Source organism: Paradesertivirga mongoliensis, from assembly GCF_024436395.1.
GTDB classification, from domain to species: Bacteria; Bacteroidota; Bacteroidia; order Sphingobacteriales; family Sphingobacteriaceae; genus Paradesertivirga; species Paradesertivirga mongoliensis.
In genome coordinates this window covers 421,021-442,344 of sequence record NZ_JAFMZO010000003.1, presented here as the reverse complement: position 1 = coordinate 442,344, position 21,324 = coordinate 421,021, and the positions used below count along the sequence as shown (strand labels likewise).

General features: G+C 43.1%; 11 protein-coding genes. 10 read left to right on the top strand and 1 reads right to left on the bottom strand.

What is annotated here, in order from left to right:
- Nucleotides 1-11: 11 nt before the first annotated feature.
- From J3P43_RS13080 to J3P43_RS13055, 6 genes are all read left to right on the top strand, one after another.
- Nucleotides 12-2,624: a glycoside hydrolase family 31 protein gene (locus J3P43_RS13080; protein ID WP_255903092.1), complete on the top strand. Its 2,613-nt coding sequence runs from the start codon at nt 12-14 to the stop codon at nt 2,622-2,624.
- Between the two features lie 32 nt (nt 2,625-2,656).
- The gene (locus J3P43_RS13075; RefSeq protein WP_255903090.1) at nt 2,657-3,613 is read left to right on the top strand and encodes a glycoside hydrolase family 43 protein; all 957 of its coding nucleotides are present in this window, start codon (nt 2,657-2,659) and stop codon (nt 3,611-3,613) included.
- 174 nt (nt 3,614-3,787) lie between these two features.
- Nucleotides 3,788-5,731 carry a glycoside hydrolase family 97 protein gene (locus J3P43_RS13070; RefSeq protein ID WP_255903088.1) on the top strand — a complete coding sequence of 648 codons (1,944 nt, stop codon included), beginning with the start codon at nt 3,788-3,790 and terminating at the stop codon, nt 5,729-5,731.
- Nucleotides 5,732-5,824: 93 nt separating this feature from the next.
- The gene (locus J3P43_RS13065) at nt 5,825-7,195 is read left to right on the top strand and encodes a glycoside hydrolase family 43 protein (protein ID WP_255903086.1); all 1,371 of its coding nucleotides are present in this window, start codon (nt 5,825-5,827) and stop codon (nt 7,193-7,195) included.
- A 504-nt stretch (nt 7,196-7,699) separates the two neighbouring features.
- Entirely contained in the window at nt 7,700-8,470 is a 771-nt protein-coding gene (locus tag J3P43_RS13060; RefSeq protein WP_255903084.1) for a glycoside hydrolase family 11 protein, read from the top strand.
- Nucleotides 8,471-8,624: 154 nt separating this feature from the next.
- A complete protein-coding gene (locus J3P43_RS13055; RefSeq protein ID WP_255903082.1) occupies nt 8,625-9,452 on the top strand; it encodes a formylglycine-generating enzyme family protein in 828 nt (275 codons plus the stop codon).
- Nucleotides 9,453-9,656: 204 nt separating this feature from the next.
- Here the strand turns inward: J3P43_RS13055 and J3P43_RS13050 are convergent, their stop codons facing one another.
- Entirely contained in the window at nt 9,657-10,757 is a 1,101-nt protein-coding gene (locus tag J3P43_RS13050; protein WP_255903080.1) for an endo-1,4-beta-xylanase, read from the bottom strand.
- 507 nt (nt 10,758-11,264) lie between these two features.
- Between J3P43_RS13050 and J3P43_RS13045 the strand changes: the two genes are divergently transcribed.
- The 4 genes from J3P43_RS13045 (at nt 11,265) to J3P43_RS13030 (ending at nt 21,317) form a co-directional block, all read left to right on the top strand.
- On the top strand, nt 11,265-12,368 hold the full coding sequence (locus J3P43_RS13045; protein ID WP_255903078.1) for an endo-1,4-beta-xylanase: 1,104 nt from the start codon (nt 11,265-11,267) through the stop codon (nt 12,366-12,368).
- 753 nt (nt 12,369-13,121) lie between these two features.
- The gene (locus J3P43_RS13040; protein WP_255903076.1) at nt 13,122-16,292 is read left to right on the top strand and encodes a SusC/RagA family TonB-linked outer membrane protein; all 3,171 of its coding nucleotides are present in this window, start codon (nt 13,122-13,124) and stop codon (nt 16,290-16,292) included.
- 10 nt (nt 16,293-16,302) lie between these two features.
- Nucleotides 16,303-18,210: a RagB/SusD family nutrient uptake outer membrane protein gene (locus tag J3P43_RS13035; protein WP_255903074.1), complete on the top strand. Its 1,908-nt coding sequence runs from the start codon at nt 16,303-16,305 to the stop codon at nt 18,208-18,210.
- A gap of 38 nt (nt 18,211-18,248) precedes the next feature.
- Entirely contained in the window at nt 18,249-21,317 is a 3,069-nt protein-coding gene (locus J3P43_RS13030; RefSeq protein WP_255903072.1) for a SusC/RagA family TonB-linked outer membrane protein, read from the top strand.
- Nucleotides 21,318-21,324 lie beyond the last annotated feature (7 nt).

Sequence of the window (21,324 nt, the reverse complement as noted above, 5' to 3'; positions counted from 1 at the left end):
AAATGCAATAGATGATAATACTAAGAGCCATACTATTTTTACTGATACTTTCTCTTCCCGGGTTAAGCTTTGCCCAAACCTATAAAAACCACACTGCACAGAAAGACCGTCTTTCCATACGGCTTTCTGAGGGTATTCTGAACATCATCCCGCTGTCTGATAAAGCTATTCGGGTGCAATGGGAGAAAGGTATGAAGGAAGAACAACAGTTCGTTTTAATCAATAAAAAACCTGTTCCGGCTTTTAAAATTACAGAAGCAGGAGCAAAGGTAAAACTGGCCACAAGTGTTGTTACCGTGTCATTTGATAAACGAACCGGAGCTATTGATTATAGTGATCCTTCCGGGAAGATATTTTTAAGCGAGAAAGCCGGCAGCAGAAAACTGAAACCAAATAGTGTAGGTGGCGAAGATTGTTTTATAGCCGAACAGAGTTTTGATTCACCGGCGAATGAATATTTATTCGGTTTGGGACAGTTTCAGGATGGTCACTACAATCTCCGAAATGTCACCCGAAAACTAACGCAGGTTAATAGTCAGATTGCCGTCCCTTTTCTTTACTCGAGCAGGGGGTATGGCATACTTTGGCATCAGTATGGACTTACGGAGTTTAATCCCGCAGATAATCTGGTTGCTCTTGTCAAAAAAGATACGACTACTGAAGGCGGAACAATGGAGGTAACGAGCACATCGGGTACCCAAAGGGTGAGCAGACAACAATCGCTCTATACTGGTAATTTCAGCGTTCCTAAGGATGGGGAGTACTCTGTTATGCTCGATTTAGGCAATATGGAAAGCCGCCATCTTCTGGTAATTGACGGAGTTTCTTATATCGATCAGTCGAATCAATGGCTTCCACCGGCCGCAAGTAAAATTGTAAAACTAAAGGCCGGAGAACATGCCGTGCAAGTGCTTTGCAAATCAACAAATACGCCAAAGCTAACATGGAAAGCCGCCGGTAATGAAACTGTATTGCGCTCCGTGAATGCGAAGTCGCTTGATTATGTAGTGTTTTATGGAAACAATGCGGATGATGTGATTGCCAATTACAGAAATCTTTCGGGCAATGTGCCGATGCTGCCTTTGTGGGCCTATGGTTTTTGGCAATGCCGCGAGCGTTACACTTCGGGCAATCACTTAGTACAAACAGTAGAAGAGTTCAGAAGAAGAAAATTGCCTGTCGATGTAATTGTACAAGACTGGCAATACTGGGGCAAATACGGATGGGGAGTTCCGCAGTTCGATACCGCAAACTATCCCAATCCGGCTCAATTTATCAAACGTTTACACGATTTGAATACGCATTTTTCAATCTCTGTTTGGGAGAACCTGGATAAGAAATCTGATGTAGCCAAGGAATATATTGATAAAAACCTGTACATCCCAAACAGTCCATGGATAGATATCTACAAGCCTGAAACCCAAAGAACGCACTGGAACGCATTAAACAAAAATCTGTTCAGTCTTGGTGTGGATTCCTGGTGGATGGATGCTACTGAACCCGAAAACGATGCTTTAGTTGGGAAGCAAACTGAATATGGTTTGGGTGATTTCTATCGGCTTACCTATCCTCTTTTTGTAAGTAAGGCCGTGTACGATGGGCAGCGAGCAACGGACCCTTCGAAAAGGGTAACCATTTTAACTCGTTCTACATTTCCGGGTCAGCAGCGGTTCGGTACTATTAATTGGTCGGGAGACATTGGCTGGGATTGGGACACTTACCAACGACAAATTGTAGCAGGTTTGAATTTCAATCTGACTGGAATGCCTTACTGGACCACCGATATCGGCGGTTTTTTCAGGCCGGGAAGAGGGCAATATACAGACGAGAAATATCACGACATATTAACCCGCTGGTTTCAATGGGGTGCCTTTAACCCTGTGTTTCGCATGCATGGGTACCAAACAGAAACAGAGCCCTGGAAATACGGCGAGAAAGTCGAAAATAGCATGCGTGAAATCCTGAATCTGCGCTATCGGCTGATGCCCTACATTTATTCAGAGGGATGGCAGGTTTCAAAAAAAGGTTCTACGATGATGCGACCATTGGTGATGGACTTTCCAACTGATGAGAAGGCCATACAGCAGGGATACCAATACATGTTCGGGAAGGCAATGCTGGTTGCTCCGGTCACGAAGGCAGCCGTGTCAAATTGGGACGTATACTTGCCGAAGAAATCCTTATGGTACGACCTGTGGACTGGAAAACAGTTCAGGGGCGGACAAACGGTGCAGGCTGATGCTTCACAAAATAAAATACCAGTATTCGTTAAAAACGGTTCAATCGTTCCTTTCGGGAAGCTCATGCAATATACAGGTCAGCACAAAGCGGATACCATGGAAATACGTGTTTACCAGGGTGCAAATGGCAAATTTGAGCTTTACGAAGATGAGGGCGATAATTACAATTATGAAAAAGGTAAGTATACCATAGTTCCATTTTCCTGGAACGAAACCACTAAATCACTTACCATCGGAAATGTTCAGGGCTCTTATGCCGGCCAACTGAAACGCAGGATATTTAATATCGTTTTGGTAAAGAAAGGTGACGGTGTTACACCTTCTAAGAATACGTCAAACAAGCAAATTACATACAACGGTAAAAACGTAGTTGCTAAGTTTTAAGCCGGCAACAGGAACATATACGTTATCAGACAATGAATAGACTAATTTTATCTCTCCTTTTCGCATGCAGCACTTTTTTAGGGGCTCAGGCGCAAAATCCCATTATCAAGCATATTTTTACAGCAGACCCTTCGCCAATTGTGCATAAAGGAACGGTGTATCTCTACACCAGTCATGATACCGCCTCTGTAAAAGACACTAATTACAAAATGCCCGACTGGCATGTATTCTCATCAACCGACATGGTAAACTGGAAAGACCATGGCGCTTTGCTTTCGCCAAAAACTTTTTCATGGGCAGAGGGTGACGCCTACGCGGCTCAATGTATAGAACGGGATGGCAAATTCTACTGGTTCGTCTCAACCTTTCATAAAAAGGATGCGAATAGCAATGGCGGTGCTGCTATAGGCGTGGCAGTTTCTGATAATCCAACAGGACCATTTAAAGATGCCATCGGGAAGGCGCTTATAACAAACGAAATGACCAAGGACATGCCCCATGCCTGGGATGATATCGACCCTACGGTTATGATAGACGACGACGGTCAGGCCTATATGTACTGGGGGAATGGAAGCCTTAAATGGGCGAAATTAAAGAAAAACATGATTGAGCTGGATGGGCCGATTACCGCCTTCAAGCCTAAAAACTTTATTGAAGGTCCCTGGATTTATAAACGTAAAAACCTTTATTACCTGGTATATGCAAGTGCGGGTACTAAGCCCGAAATGATAGAGTATTGCACTGCTCCAACTGCAACAGGTCCCTGGACCTACCGTGGCATAATCCAGGAAAACGTGCCTAACAGCTTTACTACGCATCCTGGTATTTTGGACTACAAAGGCAAGTCTTATTTCTTTTATCATAATGGCGTACTTCCCACAGGAGGCAGCTACAGACGTTCTATATGCGTGGATTATATGTATTACAACGAAGACGGCACCATCAAACCCATAGTTCAAACTTCAGCCGGAGTTGCAGCTGTTAAATAGCGCGATGTTCAAATCCGACATTTATTCTTGTATATTGAACATTTGTACAGCCGGAATTGATTCAGGCTGGCAATATTGCAAGCTTTAACCAGCTATGTAACGATGACCCGTCTTTTCTTGAAATTCAAGATGGCGTAAATCAGCATACAAACATTTAATTTAATTTAATTCATGATGAAACCTTTTTTAGCAGTTATCTTCTGTTTCTTATTTCTTAATGGCGTTGCGCAAGACGTCGTAATTTCCAGTCCGGATAAGCTGCTGAAGCTGAATGTTCAGATTCAAGATGGAAAGCCGGTGTATTCCGTCTCTTATAAGGGAAAAACCATGCTTGAGGATTCTCCACTCGGTCTGACGACCAATGAGGGTGATTTTACTTCCGGGATGAAGTATGTGGGCAAGGAGGAAAGCAGGGTAGAGAAGAATTATACTGAAGATAAAATAAAGAAATCGCACATACAGTACATCGCCAACAAGCTTAGCTGCACGTTAGAGAATTCGCAGAAAAAACAAATAAAGGTTGTGTTTCAATTGAGCAACAATGACATTGCTTTCCGCTACGAGTTGCCAGTATGGGGCGAAAGGATGTCGTGTGTAGTAGAAAAGGAAAGCACCGGCTTTAATTTCCCTGAAAGTACAACCACATTCCTGTCGCCAATGATGAGCCCCATGGTTGGATTTGCACGGACCACGCCAAGCTATGAGAACGCATACTCGGGAGATGCTCCAATGATTCGGAATAATCCGAGCCGGGGTGGGTATGTATTTCCAGGTTTGTTCCGGCTGGGGGATAATGGTTGGGTGTTGCTGTCGGAGACCGGCGTAAGCAGCCTGTACTGTGCCTCGCATTTGAGTGAATCATCAAAGGACGGCATCTATACTATTCAATATCCGGATGTCCGCCAAAACAACGGATTTGGAAGCTCCGGAGCGGCTATCGCTTTACCCGGGGTAACGCCATGGAGAACCATAACAGTAAGTGATAATCTAAAGCCGATTGTCGAAACTACAATTCCCTTCGATGTTGTAGAACCCTTGTATGAAGCTTCCCAGAAATACAAGTATGGACGTTCAACCTGGAGCTGGATCGTGTGGCAGGATAACAGCATGAATTACGAAGATCAGGTGAAGTATATCGATCTGGCCGCTAATCTAAAATTCGAATACATCCTTATGGATGCACTATGGGATAAAAATATTGGAAAGGCGCGCATGCAAGAGCTGATAAAGTATGCGAAATCTAAAGGAGTGGATGTTTTCCTATGGTATAATTCTAACGGCCAATTCAACGATGCGCCGCAGGGACCGAGAAATAAAATGAATACATCCATCGAACGGAAAAAAGAAATGAAGTGGCTTCGCGAGGCGGGAGTAAAAGGATTGAAAGTTGACTTTTTCGGCGGGGACAAGCAGGAGACCATGCGCCTGTACGAAGATATCTTGTCGGATGCTAATGATTACGGCCTGATGATTATTTTTCATGGTGCTACATTGCCGCGCGGCTGGGAGCGGATGTATCCCAATTTTGTGGGAAGCGAAGCGGTGGTTGCTTCAGAGATGTTAATTTTTGTTCAGGCGGTTCGGGAGGCAGAGGCTAAAAACGCAACATTTCATCCCTTTATAAGAAATACGGTGGGAAGCATGGAATTTGGAGGCACTTTGCTTAATAAGTACCTCGTAAAAAGCAATGAAACCAGGAATAAGCGTCTTACAACTGATGTGTTTCAACTTGCGACAGCAGTATTATTTCAAAATCCTGTCCAAATGTTCGGCCTTACGCCAAATAACTTGACGGATGTCCCCGCCTTTGAAATCGATTTTATGAAACAGGTGCCTACCACCTGGGACGAAACCGTTTACATAGATGGTTATCCTGGTAAGTACTGTGTAATAGCCCGCCGGCACGGAGATGATTGGTATGTGGCAGGGGTGAATGCAGAAAAGGAAGCTTTAAAGCTTAAAATCAAATTGCCTATGCTGGCAGGGAAAACAGTGAGGATGTACGGCGACAATCCCCAAAAGGAAGCATACACCAGAGATTTGAACATCAGAAAGGGCGCATCGCTGGAAATCGAAATGCAGCCGGGAGGTGGATTGATACTGGCTCCTGTTAAATAGATAATTCGTAAGATTTTCGGGTCGATACAGGATGAAGGTATGAAACGCTATCAGCTTTTCACCGGCCGTGTTAAATCAAAGTAATTGAGAAATATGAACAAGCTCAACAAAATATTTGGGGTCCAGGCAGTGGTGCTTTGCCTTTTCCTGCAGGATGCGGCTGCCCAAAACCCTATTGTCCAAACCATGTATACCGCAGACCCCGCTCCATTGGTTTATAAGGACAAATTATACCTCTATACCAGTCATGATGAAGATCAGTCAACATGGTTTGTTATGGACGACTGGAAACTGTACACCACCACAGACATGGTTAACTGGACAGATCATGGTGCGGTAGCGTCGTATAAAACATTTGATTGGGCCAAAGGAGATGCCTGGGCAATCCAGGTGATTGAACGGGGAGGGAAGTTTTACCTGTATGCACCGGTAACAACAAAGGCGAATAATGGCCCTGCGATTGGAGTAGCCGTATCTGATAGTCCGTACGGGCCGTTTATAGATCCCCTGGGAAAACCTCTCGTTAGATCGGGTAAAGGCGATATTGATCCAACGGTATTTATTGACGATGACGGTCAGGCTTACCTGTACTGGGGGAACCCGTTTAATTATTATGTGAAGCTGAATGAAGATATGATCTCGTATTCGGGCGAAATTGTAAAAGTGCCAATGACTGAAGCATCCTTCGGGAAGCGTCCGGGCAATGTACCCGAACGCCCTACATCCTACGAAGAAGGCCCATGGTTGTATAAACGGAAAAATCTGTACTACCTGCTCTGGGCGGGTGGTCCGCTGCCCGAACATCTTGGATATTCTACAAGTAAAAGTCCTGTAGGCCCCTGGGAAAACAAAGGAACGCTTATGGCAACCGAGGGCAGGAGCTTCACCAACCACGCTGGCCTGGTAGATTATAAGGGAAAAAGCTACCTCTTTTATCATAACGGCGGCTTACCCGGCGGGGGAGGTTTTAACCGCTCGGTAGCTGTAGAAACTGCAGAGTTTAACAAGGACGGAACTATTAAGCCCCTGAAAATGAGCAAAGGCATTGAAAAAGGTCTTGAAACTCTAAATCCTTACCGTAAGACGGAAGCTGAGACGATAGCGTTTTCAGAAGGTGTGAAAGCTACACAAAACGAGGAAGTGGGAGTTTTCGTTAATGCAGTAAAAAATGACGGCTATATAAAAGTCAGGGATGTCGACTTCCGGGACCATGGGGCCACAAAACTAACCGCCCGTATAGGCACCACACATCACTCTGGTGTGACCATGGAAGTGCGGACAGACAGCAAAGACGGAAAACTGCTGGGAACCTTCAAAGTGCCCCTTACCGGAGGTGATGACCGATGGGCATTACTAACAACTGATATTCAGAAGGTGACCGGAGTACATGACCTTTACTTCATTTTTAAAGGTGATAAGCCAGGCCGAATCATGTATTTCGATTACTGGATGTTTTCGCGATAGATACGCGAAGATAATTCTTGGCGACTTTCCGCTTCTTGCTATCGATGGCGACGCCAAAAGGGGATGTTTTTCCGCATAGGATAACGTCTCCGTGGGTTAATAAATGGGATATTTTTACCTCTACGTAACCGGTATCAGCCTGATATCGTCGTAGTTACCGCAAATAATCTGAACATTTTTATTATTAATTTACACAAAAGAGCAACCCCGCTCTGGTGAATATACACACCTTTGAATGCCTATTATTAACCAGTATTTCTGACATTAACCAAGCAAGAGACTTGTTTTCTTGCGTAGATCCTGCAAGAATGGTCTTTTTATCGTTTACAATTTTTAATTGCGGATTGCGCGTTTCGGCAGATGTCAGAACTATTTGCGAGGGCATTGCCATGCGAAAACTTATGTCTGCCTAAATAAAAGAGATATATCAAAGAAACTAATAGACACCAAGGTGACTAATTATTAACCAACCAAACAACTAACTACTTATTTAATCAACAATCAATGAAACCAAACATTAAAATTTTTAACAAAGTAGCCGGGAAGGCTGCTTTTGTAACCATCATCCTTTTTTTTGTCGCAAGTATGTCGCTCTTAACAGGTTGTAAAAAGGAAGAGATGCCGGATCAAACCGCTGTGGAAAGTTCTTCCGCTAATCAGGCAAAGGGTTCAGCCGATGTGAAATCTTATCAATCCGGAACGAATAACGGCTACTTTTGGTCGCTTTGGAAAGACGATCAAAGCGGATACGTCACTTACACCAATGGTTCCGGAGGTAACTATAGCGTTTCCTGGAACTATACTGGCAATTTTACCTGCGGTAAAGGCTGGAGTACAGGCTCGCGTACAAGGCGAGTAGGCTACAACTGTGGCGCATTCACTAACAACGGTGGTGGCGTTTTCGGTTATTACGGTTGGACAAGAAGCCCTCTTATCGAATATTATGTGAATGAAAAATGGGGTAACAACAGGCCTACTTCAACCGATCGCCGAGGATCGGTGAGCTCTGACGGTGGTACATACGATATTTATACTGCTATGCGCTACAACGCTCCCTCAATTGATGGAACTCAAACTTTTCGTCAGGTATTCAGCACCCGGACCTCGCAGGCACCTACCGGACAAAACAGAGTCATCACCTTTGCTAACCACGCTAATGCCTGGGCCAATGTTGGTTTAGGCCTTGGTAGTGATATTTCACCGGCTGCGATCTTGTTAACAGAGGCTTATGGCGGAAGTAACGGTTATGTCAACGCAACTGTCTGGCAGCAATAACAAATTAATCTAACATGGTAAAGTAATAGTCACTGAATTAGTAGGCCGGCGGTTCAAATACCGTCGGCTTTTATTGAATCAGAATAATTATAAACGAGATTACCACCGGTCGTGCTTGTAAGTGTTGCCGGGATGGACTTAAAAAGAAATATCGATGCGGATATTATTAATGCTGGCAGCGACAGTGCTTGTCTTTACTGCCTGTACGCCAAAGGAGCACGAAGACCCTGCTTTTGTGCTGGTGAAAGGTGGTGCCTTTATAAATACAAAATCGAATCTGTATAGAAAAGGAGTGATGGTCTCTGACTTTTACATCGGAAGATATGAGATAACACAAAAAGAATGGAAGGAGTTGATGGGAGTTAATCCCTCGAAGTTTAAAGGAGACAGCTTGCCTATAGAGACGGTAAGTTGGTACGATTGTATTGAATACTGCAACAGAAGAAGTGTAAAAGAAGGTCTGAAGCCGTATTATTCTATCAGTAAAATAAAAGACACGGTTAATAAGAGTGAGTTTGATAGCCTCAAGTACACTGTAATGATCGATGTAGCTAGTAAGGGCTACCGTATGCCTTCCGAAACAGAGTGGGAATATGCAGCAAGTGGGGGGCAGAAGAGTAAGAGCTACACTTACAGCGGAAGCGATACCATTGATGATGTAGCATGGTATTGGAGGAATTCAGGAAATTCAACTTTAAAGGGCGACTGGGCCTGGTCTCTGCTGGAGCAAAATAATTGCCAGACTAGACCAGTAGGCCGTAAGCAGCCCAACGAGTTGGGGCTTTACGACATGTCGGGTAATGTTAGAGAGTGGTGTGAAGACTGGTATGAAGATTTTGAAATAACGCGGGGATTAGTCCGGGTTCAAAGAGGTGGCGGCTGGATTGGTGCCGAATACCGTTGCCAATCATCCAACCGCCATAGTTTTGAAGCGAGCGGGCTCGGCCCCGATCAGGGCTTACGCTTGTGCCGTTCCAGGTAAGAATATTTTAGGGCATAGATTTTTTCTACCCGCTCTGGGCGATTTGTAGTTCCCGAAGCTTATCGTATGGTTTTGCGAGTATTTGCGAAAACTTGCCGGATTCTGCGAACGGAAGGCGGCTTTGTTCGGAGCGTGTTCGGAAAAAGAGGGGGGCAGGTTCGGAAACTTCCGAAGCCTTTCCGAACCTGTCCCGAACAAAGCCTTTTAAAACTTCAGCACCTCATGATACACCTTCTTAGGCTTCAAATTAGTATCAAACAATAAAGGGTAATTTTTTCTACCACGGCCGTCCAGCCAGCTGTATTTATCCGATAGGTTCCAGAAAGTTACGCCTGTGATATTCTTGCGGTATTTACGGAAAACCTCAAATACCATTTTATATTTTTCCAGCTGCTGTTGTTCCATTTCGGGAGTAAAAACCGGAGTTTCCATTTGGCGGCGCTGTCCCTGAATAAGTTGTCCGCCCTGCCTTCCCGAATAAACCGATACATCCAGTTCTGTAAACTGTATCTGCAGGCCCAGAGAAGAGAACATTTGAATCGATTTCTCCAGTTCCTCTCTGGAAGGAGAACTGATTGACCAATGTGCCTGAAGCCCCACACCATGAACAGGAACTCCCTTATCAAGCAGTCCTTTCAGCAAGCGGTAAATTTTCTCGCGCTTTGCCGGAATTTCGGTGTTATAGTCGTTATAAAATAATATAGCTTTCGGATCAGCCTCATGCGCGTACCGGAAAGCATGTTCTATGAATTCGTCTCCCGTAATGTCAGTCCATTTCGTTTTTCTGAGGAAAGATGCATCATCGGCGATCACTTCGTTTACTACGTCCCAGGCGTATACTTTTCCTTTATAGCGCGAAACGACGGTTTGCACATGGCTTTTCAGACGCTGTAGCAGCAACTCTTTTGTTGCCGGTTTTCCTGTCGAGTCAACAAACATCCACGACGGCGCCTGTGCATGCCAGCACAGCGTATGACCTCGTACTTTTAACTTATTCTGAACACCAAAATTCACTATCGAATCAGCATCTCTCCAGAAATAGCGATTTTCGGCCGGGTGCAAAGGCGCCATTTTCATGGCATTTTCGGCGGTAATACTGTTGAATTCTTTTAATATGAGTTTTTTCTCATCACCATCGCGAAGGTCTGACGGCCTTACGGCTACACCTATCGGGAAATACTTTTTATAGTAGTCTTTCAAACCCTTTTTGGGGTTGTCGTTTCGTTTTTGTGCTGTAGCGCCCATTAATAATACTGATATTATGGTTAGGGCCAAGAGTGAGTTTGTCTTTGTTAGTTTGTGCATTTGATTGAGTTTGCAAATATTGAACAAAGATATTGGCGTTAGCGTCCGCCGCTTGGCGAAATTGATTAGAATGTCGTAACAGATGTTTACGGATGCCGGTTTAAGGGCTGTTTTCAGTAACATTTCTGTATCATTAAGGGAATTTCTGGTCGGGCAGAAGCGTAATTGATCTAGAAAAAGCAAATAAGGCGACTAAGGGCACCCGCTCTCAAAACATAGCATTTTAGCTGGCTTGAACATTTGTTCCCTAATCAGGGACAATCCTGTTACCATTCTATTTTCCCCGGTTCTATTTTTACACCGTCGGGTATGATGACTAATCAATAATTCAAAACCGTATAAACTGTTTTTTTAGAGCATAGAAATAAAAGGTCCAGGCGATCATTCGGAGAATATATAAACTTCCGGATTATCACAGTAAACCTGTACCATTAATTACTTCTGCGCAGGTTATTAAATTCCGGATATGCCCCGGAGACCGTAAATATCTTAACTATATTATATCAAATGACGAGGAATAGAAAAGCGTTATTCATAATTGCATCTCTCACTTTAATTGCTGTAGCCTGTATTAGCAGAAGGAGCGAGTCGACTGATGTCGACAAAGGCCTTAAGGATTATTATAAATCTTACTTCAAAATGGGCGTGGCTGTGAGACCTCAGGATTTGAGCGGTGAAACCGCAGCGTTTATATTGAAACAGTATAATAGTATCACAGCAGAGAACGCGATGAAGATGGGGCCTATACACCCCGAGGAAAACCGATATTTCTGGCGCGATGCAGATTCTATTGTGAATTTTGGCCAGCGGCACGGCATCGGTGTTCGCGGACATAACTTGTGCTGGCACGAGCAGACGCCTGCATGGATGTTTAAAGATGCTGACGGAAAGCAAGTAAGCAAAGAAGTCCTTTTGCAGCGACTAAAAGATCACATCTTCGCGGTAGCGGGCCGGTATAAGGGGAAAATCTATGCCTGGGATGTAGTAAACGAAGTTATTGACGATGATAGCACAAAATTTCTCAGAAATTCGCTATGGTATCAGATCTGTGGCGAAGATTTTATTGTGAAAGCTTTCGAGTATGCCCGGCAGGCAGATCCTAATGCTAAGCTTTTTTACAATGACTACAATACGGAAAGACCCGACAAAATGGAAAAATTGTATCGGCTGATGAAAAAGTTAGTGGATGCAAAAGTTCCGATAGATGGAGTGGGCTTGCAGGCACACTGGTCTATCTATGAGCCTTCTGAAGCAGAACTTCGCAACACTATAGAGAAGATGGCTTCTTTAGGTCTGGAAGTCCATATTACCGAGCTTGATATGTCTGTTTATCCCTGGGAGAAGGAAAGGAGGCAGAAGCGCGCCGGTGAATCGGATATTCTCACGGCAGATTTAGAACAAAAGCAGATTGAACAGTATTCAAAGGTATTCAAAGTTTTCAGAGACCATAAGAAAGTGGTTACGAGTGTCACCTTCTGGAATATTTCTGACCGGTATACCTGGCTGGATACGTATCCGGTTCCGGGAAGAAAGAATTACCCGCTTTTGTTTGATGCTAATCTGCAGCCAAAGAAAGCTTATTGGGAAGTTGTGAATTTTAAGAAGAAATAGATGCGGGTTTTTCGAAATCTATTAATTGTCTTTGTCGGGTTGGGAGCGGTATGAACTAGCGCTTTGAGACAGGCCAATATGAGATCTTTCGGATAAGTTTAAGGTTTTTCTTATTCTAAAAGCAAAATAAAATGTGGTGTTCATTTTGATTTTTTCAGTAAAACAGGCCAATAAATGTCAACGTTGGCATAAAAAGTAGATTTTACTGAAAATACGCCTTGTGAGCAGCTATATGAACAAATGAGATAGGAATATGAACAAATGTGCCATACATAAAAAGCCGCCTGATCTACCTTTAGATATTCAAACTCCAGGCGAGTGAGAATAGGGGCGTTTGACTGACCAATCAAACCAGTGCCCGGCGATGAGAACCGATTCGGATTTTGTAGCCAATGGGCAATTAAGAGAAATAACTAATTAAACTTATATGCTAAAACCTTTACTACTTAAAAACAACTGTCAGGGTTGTTTATCCAAAAGTATTCCTATTTACATTCAGTCGTTAGGAAGCGGATAGTCGGAGACTTTGTGCTGCGGGATTTTTAATCCTGTCTGTATTCAGGGTCAGGATTTCGACATATGATCAAGTACTAATCAAACTACTAATAATTAAACCTCAGGTATGAACAAATTTTCAAATCTTTTAAAAGAACCCTTTCCTTCTTTTACGTATGCTATTGCCTATACGGGAGTTGTGGTCCACAAAGCAGTAAATCGAACCTAAATATTTCTATATTCTTTAGAACCTTAATAATGGAAAAAATTAACATATTCTGTAATCCCGCTCCGGGTAAGAAAAGTTTGCGGGGGCGTGCGTTAAAAATAAATTTTACAGTTCTGCTTCTGTTGATGGCGGGCATTGTGTTCGGTCAGCAAAGCCGGGTGGTAAGAGGAACTGTTCTCGATCAGCAAAGGGAGCCGATTATTGGAGCAAGTGTCAACGTAAAAGGTGGCACCGCCGGCGCGGTAACTGACGAAAACGGTGCGTTTACAATTAGTGTACCTGCTGACGCGAAAGTTCTAGTGATCAAATATCTCGGGATGACAACCCAGGAGGTTAGTATCGACGGTAAGAATACGGTGAGCGTAACAATGAAAGATGACGCTGCATTGTTAGAGCAGGTTGTGGTAGTAGGTTATGGTACACAGAAAAAGCAAAGTGTGGTTGGTGCTATTACGCAAACCACCAGCGAAACGCTGGAACGTACGGGCGGGGTTTCTAGTTTAGGAGCTGCTTTAACTGGAAATTTACCAGGAGTAATCACTACAGCGAGTAACGGGATGCCGGGCGAAGAAGATCCTGAAATCCTTATTCGTGGTCGCAGTACATGGAATAATGCCAGCCCGTTGATTTTGGTTGATGGTGTAGAGCGCTCCATGAATAATATCGATATCAGTTCTGTAGAATCTATATCTGTGTTAAAGGATGCTTCTGCGACCGCAGTATTCGGTGTCAAGGGAGCAAATGGTGTAATTTTAATTACTACTAAGAGAGGTAAAGAGGGAAAAGCTCAAATTCGGGCTTCTGTCAACACGGTAATGAAAGCACCGTCTAAACTTCCGGGTAAATTGGATTCATATGACATGTTCCAAGTCCGCAACCGTGCGATTGAATACGAGTTGGCTTTACGCCCGACCGCCTGGAGCTCTATCCTTCCTCAGGAAACGATTTCAAAATATCGTTATCCCGCGAACTTGGAAGAAGCTGAACGCTATCCAAACGTTGATTGGGTGAATACCTTGTTCAGGGATAATGCGATGTCTTATAATGCTAATCTCAATGTTGCAGGTGGAACTTCTTTCGTTAAATACTTCTCGTCTGTGGATTATCTTACAGAAGGAGATTTATTTAGACAGTTTGAAAATAACAGAGGCTATGACAATGGTTATGGTTTTAAGCGATTGAATGTTCGTAGTAATTTGGACTTTCAACTAACGCCTTCCACTGTTTTTAGAACAAATATCTATGGTTCCAGAGGTTTACAAAACCGTCCTTGGATAGGTGTTAATCCATACAATACATGGACTGCAGCCTATTCTGCTCCATCTAATGTGTATTTGCCAAGATATTCAGACGGAACATGGGGATATTATCAACCCTCAGAGCAATCGGCGCTTAACTCTGCCCAATTGGTATCTACCACCGGAAACCAGAAAATAACTACTTCCCGTATTACGACAGACTTTATTCTGGAACAGAATCTCGGTGTTTTACTGAAGGGTTTAAACTTTAAAGGTACTGTGTCGATTGATAATACTTTTCAGGAGAACCAGCGTGGCATAGAGGACCCGTCAGGAACCCTTGCAAAATACATAGACCCTGAAACTGGGGCAGTTACTTTGAATAATTATACTATGGGAGTTACCAATCTCGAGTGGAGAGAAGCCACAAGATGGAACAACCGATCTGGTTCCGTTAATAATGGCGCTACATTCCGAAAATTATTTACCCAGGCGCAATTAAATTATGCTACTAATATTGCTGATAAGCATGATATTACAGCGATGGGTTTATGGAGCCGGGACCAAAACGCAACGGGTTCGATGATTCCTTCTTATCGTGAAGACTGGGCTTTCAGAACTACTTATAGTTTCAAAGGGAAGTATAGTGCGGAGTATAACGGAGCTTACAACGGTTCCGAAAAGTTTGGCCCGGATTATCGCTTTGATTTCTTTTCATCTGGAGCATTGGGCTGGATGATATCTGAAGAGAATTTTATGAAGCCACTTAAGTTTATCCGCACTTTGAAATTAAGAGGTTCTTACGGACAGATTGGTGATGATAGTGGCTCTGCTCAAAACCGGTTTTTATATCAGACACAATGGGTATTTGGCGGAACAACGCCGATGGGAGTTACCGGTATACCGGCCGAAAATAGCCCATATCAATGGTACCGGGAGGCCAGGGTAGGAAATGAAACAGTTCGTTGGGAGTCTGTAACTAAGAAAAATATAGCCCTTGACTTCGGCCTTTTCGGAGATATGCTTAGTGGTAGTATCGATTTCTTTCAGGATGATCGTAAAGACATCTTGACTTCTAACAGGGCTGTTCCGAGCTATTACGGAGCAACTGCACCTTTTGCAAACTCTGGTCGTGTACGCTCTAAAGGTTATGAATTTGATATACGATTTAATAAGAAGTTGAACACCGATCTTCGTTTATGGTCTAATATAAATTTCACCAGAGCTACGAATAAAGTGATTTCTGCTGATGTTGCTGAATTGCTGCCTTTATATTCTAAATCAATTGACAAGTCGATTGGACAGGCTTATGCTACGGTAGGTTCAGGCTTTTATAATACCTGGGACGAACTTTACGCAAGTACTGTACATAACACAAATGACAATCAGAAAATTCCGGGTAACCTGCACTTAATAGATTATAATGCCGACGGTATTATAGATGCTAACGACAATATACCTTACGGATATTCTGGCGCTCCTGAAAATACATACAATGCAACTTTAGGATTTGATTGGAAAGGCTTCAGTGCGTTTGCCCAGTTCTATGCAGTAAACAACGTAACTCGTCAGGTTGTGCTTGGTACTCTTGGAAACAAGAACACTGTTGCTTATGAAGAGGGTAGTTATTGGTCAATGGATAACACCAATGCAGACAGACCAATGCCTCGCTGGGATTCAACACCGGCAGGATATTATACAGCGGATAACTATATGTTCGATGCTTCTTATATCCGATTGAAAAATGCTGAAATAGCCTATACTTTCAATCAAAATTGGGTGAAGAAAGCTGGAATGTCTAGTGTGAGGGTGTTTTTGAATGGGAATAACCTTTACTTGTGGACAAAGATGCCTGATGACCGTGAGGGAAATCTTCAGGGTGCTGGCGGACAAGCCTGGGCATCTCAAGGTGCATATCCTAGTGTAAAGCGTTACAACCTTGGTGCTAATATTACCTTCTAATTAGAACATTATGAAAAGATATTTAAAATTAATATTGATAACAGGGATGATTTCGTCGATGACGGGAATGGTTTCCTGTAAAAAGTATTTAGACAGAGAGCCTGAATCAATTGTAGACGCTGAAACTGCATTTAAGGATTTCAGAAATTTTCAGGGATTTACCGAAGAACTATATAATTGTATCCCTGACTTTACAAACGGTTATTGGACCAATAGCTGGAATTTTGGTGAAGATGAGATTCAGTCAACCACCAATAATTTCCATTTTATTATTAAGGTAGACCAGGGCGATTTTTGGGGCTGGCAACGTCAGTTCGACGGCTGGGACGCTGGCTGGCTGGATGACGATAATGCAGCTACAGGCAATAACAGGTTTGACAAGGGCCTATGGCCTCTGGCCTGGTACGGCATTCGTAAATGCAACCTGGGGCTTGAGAATATGGATTTGATGGTTAACGCTACGGATGAAGAGCGGGACCTTATAAAAGGCCAACTACTGTTTTTTCGCGGCTGGTTTCACTTTCAATTGATGCAGTATTTTGGTGGCTTACCTTACGTCGACCGGGTACTTCCAGGAGATGAGATATTGAGGGAACCCAGGTTGAATTACCATGAAACTGCAGAGAAAGCAGCCAAAGATTTTGCCGATGCTGCGGCTATTTTGCCCATAAATTGGGATAACACTACAGCAGGAAAGAAAACTGGTGGCAAAAACCAGCTTCGTATAAACAAAATCATGGCCTTATCATACCTTGGTAAGAATTACCTGTGGGCAGCCAGTCCTTTGATGAATCATGAATCTACTGGCAGCAAAACATATAATGTTGAACTAGCCAAAAAGGCTGCTAATGCCTTCGCTGCAGTGTTGAGCATGGTCGAAGGTGGTGAAACACAATATGCTCTTGTCCCTTTTGAGAAGTATAATTCTAACTTCTACACGGTTGGGCAACAGTGGGCTTTGCCTAGCGGGGCTGACGGAGGCAAGATTGAAAATATTTTCTCGGGACCTTACTGGGATGCACACGGTTCAACTTACAATACTGCAAAACAGTACACTCCCCAAATCGTTGGCGCAGAAACCGTTATCTTCTCTCCGCCAGCTAACTATGTAGGCTACTATGGAATGAAGAACGGATTGCCGATACAAAATCAATACCAGGCAGACCCGGCTTCAGGCTACGATCCTCAATATCCTTTCAAGGATCGTGACCCTAGATTTTATAAAGATATCGCATTTGATGGCGAAAAGATTGTACAAGGTGCTATGCCTGCTAATGAAGAAGGAAATCGCTACGCAAACCTTTTCAGCGGAGGTAGTTATCGCGATGAGCGCACCGGCAGCCGTACCGGGTTTATGACTAAGAAGTTTGTCCCCAACAACGCAAATAAATTTGATTTAGGCTGGGATTACTCACGCTCCCTAAATATAAGGGTTCCTTACATGCGTTTGTCAGATGTGTATTTAATGTATGCGGAAGCTGTGGCAGCTGGTAACAATAATTCGGCTACTGCAAAATCAGATGTCGCTAGTTATAGTAAAACCGCTGCTGATGCCATTAATACTGTTCGTGCAAGAGCAGGAGTGTTACCACTTACTGCTTCGTACCTTACTCCTGATAAATTCATGGACGAGGTTCGTCGTGAACGGGCAGTTGAGCTTTCTTTTGAAGGGCATCGTTTTAACGACCTTCGTCGCTGGAGGTTATTAACAGAATCGCCTTACACCTTAAAAACTTCAGCTGAATTCGACCGTGCCGCTCCCCTGGATGCAAGTAAGGATCCTAAGACTAACAAAGTTTTAAATTATCGCGAGAAACTGATTCTAACACGCCCGTTTTCGGAAAAGCACTATTGGTTACCGTTAAAACGTACCGATGTTAATATGTATCCTGAGTTTAAACAGAACCCGGGCTGGTAAAATTCATTATTTCAAAGAATTAGAAAATTAAAGATAAAATGATGAAATATTCAAAAATAGCAATTGTCTTATGCGTCTTATTTACGCTGTTTGCCAGCGTACTTAGGGCTCAAGACGCTGTTAAAATATCTGTAAAAGCTACTGTTAAAGGTCCTGCTGGAGAGATTATCAAAGGCGCGTCTGTCGTAAATGAGACGAATAACATCTCAGTTGTTACCGATCAGTCTGGTAGTTTTACTGTTGAAGTTCCAACAGATGCGGTGCTTATGGTAACCGCACCTGGTTATAAACCGTCGCTGATTGTTGCGACATCAGATCTTACCGAGATTTCTCTGGCGAAGGATGTTCGGAGTGTTCAGGTTGCTTTCAAGCAAATTGATGAAGCCGACCTTCCAGCCGGCGTTTCGAATGTTGACGTAGCTAGTTTGCTTGAAGATAACTACTTCACATATACTTTGGACGGAATGGATGCTTTGGCTCCCGGGTTTAACGGTAATGGAATATGGGGTTTGACAGGTGTGATGATTTTGGTGGACGGTATTCCACGCTCGGTTGAAAGCGTTACCCCTAATGAGGTTGACCAAATTACGTTTTTGAAGAGTGCTCCTGCGGTAGCGCTTTATGGGAGCCGCGGTGCCAGAGGGGTTATATTAATTACCACTAAAAGAGGTATTGAGGGCAAACAGAAAATTAATGTACGCACAAATGCCGGGGTTAATGTGCCCAAACGATTCCCGAGTTACCTGGGGTCTTCTGAGTATATGACGCTGTATAATGAAGCATTAATGAATGATGCTACTCCTGGCGTTACTCCAAATGGACTATTTACAAACACAGAAATTTATAATCATTCAGGAATAAATCCATATCGTTATCCGGACGTAGATTTTTATTCTTCAGATTATTTGAAGAGTAGTTTTGGACGCTACGATGCAGTGACGGAGATTTATGGTGGTAACGAACGTGCCCGCTATTACAGTAATATTGGCTTTAACAGTTCAGGTTCTCTTTTAAATTTTGGCGAGGCTAAAAAGAACAATACCAGTGATCGTTTCAACATTAGAGGTAATGTAGATATGCAATTAACAAGGGCTATAAAGGCTCGGGTAGATGCTACCGCGGCTTTTTCGACTGGTCGGGGTATAAATACTGATTATTTCGGTGGTGCATCGACAATACGTCCTAACAGATTCGTACCACTTATCCCACTTAGCTTTATAGAGGAAACCGATTCACCTAGTTGGGCGGTAGTTAGTTCAGCTAACATTATCGATGGTAAGTATTTGGCGGGTGGAACATCAGTTGACCAAACTAACCCAATTGCAGCAGGCTATCTTGGTGGTACCAATGGATATGTTCAACGCGAGTTCCAGTTTACAACAGGAATTGACGCAGACTTAAAAGGAATTCTTGAAGGTCTAACCTTTAGTACCACATTTGGTCAGGATTATTATAACCGATACAATCAGGGTTATCGTAACGGTTATGCAACTTATCAGGCAAACTGGACAGATTACTCTGGTAAAGATGTTATCGGCAGCCTTAGCGCGCCGTTTGGCCTAGATAGCAGGAATGGTGAACAAGTGATTGCTGACAGTTATTACAGACAAACCACATCAATTTCAAGTCAGTTTAATTATAACACATCGATCAGCAACAAACACAATATTTCGGCTATATTAATGGGTACAGCTTACCGGGTATTATTTTCTCAAGAATATCAACCCGAGGCGAACTCGAATTTAGGCTTGCAACTGGGTTATAACCTCAGCAAAAAGTATTACGTCGATTTTACGGGAGCATTCGTTCGCTCCGCCAAGTATGCTCCAGGTAAGCGTACCGCATTTTCACCTTCAGCATCCTTAGGCTGGCGGATTAGTGAGGAGTCATTTATGAAAGGTTCTTCAATTTTCGACAATCTGATGCTAACCGCCAGTGCAGGTATATTACATACAGATCTTGACTTGAATGATTACTTCTTATATCAGGACATTTTTATTCAGCCTACCAATGGGACCTATTATGGTTGGAGCGATGGTTCAGGCTATATGTCAACAGATTACAGACGTGGAGCAAATCCTGATTTGACTTTTGCGAAAAGAAAGGAAGTGAGTATAGGTCTTCAGGGTAGTATGTTCAAAAAGCAACTTGCTTTTGGTATTAATGCTTTCCGCATTAATAACTCAGATATTCCTATTCAAAACAATGCTTTATTTCCAAACTATTTTTCACAACAGTTTCCGGTGTCGTCATTGGTTCCTTATGTAAATTACAATGCTGATTTACGCACTGGTTTAGATTTTAATATAAACCTGAAGAAGAGGGTAGGTGCGGTAGATTTAGGGCTGGGTACCTCAGCTACCTATTATACCACTGAAGCGACAAAACGTGCGGACAAAGTAGTTTATCTGGATGAGTATCAGTACAGACAGGGCAAACCCTTAGATGCTGTTTGGGGGCTTGAAAGTCAAGGATTCTATATGGACGCAGTTGAAGCTGCAGCTGCTAGCAGCCGGGAAGATAATGGAGCGGTTAAACCAGCTTATGGTGAAGTTAGGGCGGGTGATATTAAGTATAAGGACCAGAATAATGACAAGGTAATTGATGGCAAAGATTATGTATATCTCGGTCGTGGAGGATGGTTTGGTTCCCCGTTGACCATGGGGCTTAATTTTACCGCTAAATGGAAAAACTTTTCGGTGTTTGCTCTGGGAACCGGTAGGTTCGGTGGTATAGGCATGAAGAACAACAATTATTTTTGGGTGAATGGAGCCGATAAATACTCAGTAGTTGTTCGCGACCGTTGGACAGAGGAGACAAAAAATACTGCTACCTTCCCAAGGCTTACTACTACAGCGGGGAATAACAACTTCAGGGATTCTGATTTTTGGACTTATACCACAGATAGAGTAGACTTGTCTAAAGTTCAGGTTTCCTATAATTTTTCACAAAAGCTTCTTAAAAGTAAAGTAGTGAAAGAACTAGGCGTGTACGTAGCAGGTTTCAACCTCCTTACTGTGGCCAAAGAAAAAGAGTTATTGGAGACGAATATTACAACTGCTCCCCAGACAAGGTTGTATAACCTGGGTTTGAAGGCATTATTTTAACAGAATT

What these genes read in the sequence shown, in the direction of transcription:
- J3P43_RS13080 (WP_255903092.1), top strand. Translation starts at nt 12, where the DNA reads ATGATAATACTAAGAGCCATACTATTTTTACTGATACTTTCTCTTCCC.
- J3P43_RS13075 (WP_255903090.1), top strand. Translation starts at nt 2,657, where the DNA reads ATGAATAGACTAATTTTATCTCTCCTTTTCGCATGCAGCACTTTTTTA.
- J3P43_RS13070 (WP_255903088.1), top strand. Translation starts at nt 3,788, where the DNA reads ATGAAACCTTTTTTAGCAGTTATCTTCTGTTTCTTATTTCTTAATGGC.
- J3P43_RS13065 (WP_255903086.1), top strand. Translation starts at nt 5,825, where the DNA reads ATGAACAAGCTCAACAAAATATTTGGGGTCCAGGCAGTGGTGCTTTGC.
- J3P43_RS13060 (WP_255903084.1), top strand. Translation starts at nt 7,700, where the DNA reads ATGAAACCAAACATTAAAATTTTTAACAAAGTAGCCGGGAAGGCTGCT.
- J3P43_RS13055 (WP_255903082.1), top strand. Translation starts at nt 8,625, where the DNA reads ATGCGGATATTATTAATGCTGGCAGCGACAGTGCTTGTCTTTACTGCC.
- J3P43_RS13050 (WP_255903080.1), bottom strand. Translation starts at nt 10,757, where the DNA reads ATGCACAAACTAACAAAGACAAACTCACTCTTGGCCCTAACCATAATA.
- J3P43_RS13045 (WP_255903078.1), top strand. Translation starts at nt 11,265, where the DNA reads ATGACGAGGAATAGAAAAGCGTTATTCATAATTGCATCTCTCACTTTA.
- J3P43_RS13040 (WP_255903076.1), top strand. Translation starts at nt 13,122, where the DNA reads ATGGAAAAAATTAACATATTCTGTAATCCCGCTCCGGGTAAGAAAAGT.
- J3P43_RS13035 (WP_255903074.1), top strand. Translation starts at nt 16,303, where the DNA reads ATGAAAAGATATTTAAAATTAATATTGATAACAGGGATGATTTCGTCG.
- J3P43_RS13030 (WP_255903072.1), top strand. Translation starts at nt 18,249, where the DNA reads ATGATGAAATATTCAAAAATAGCAATTGTCTTATGCGTCTTATTTACG.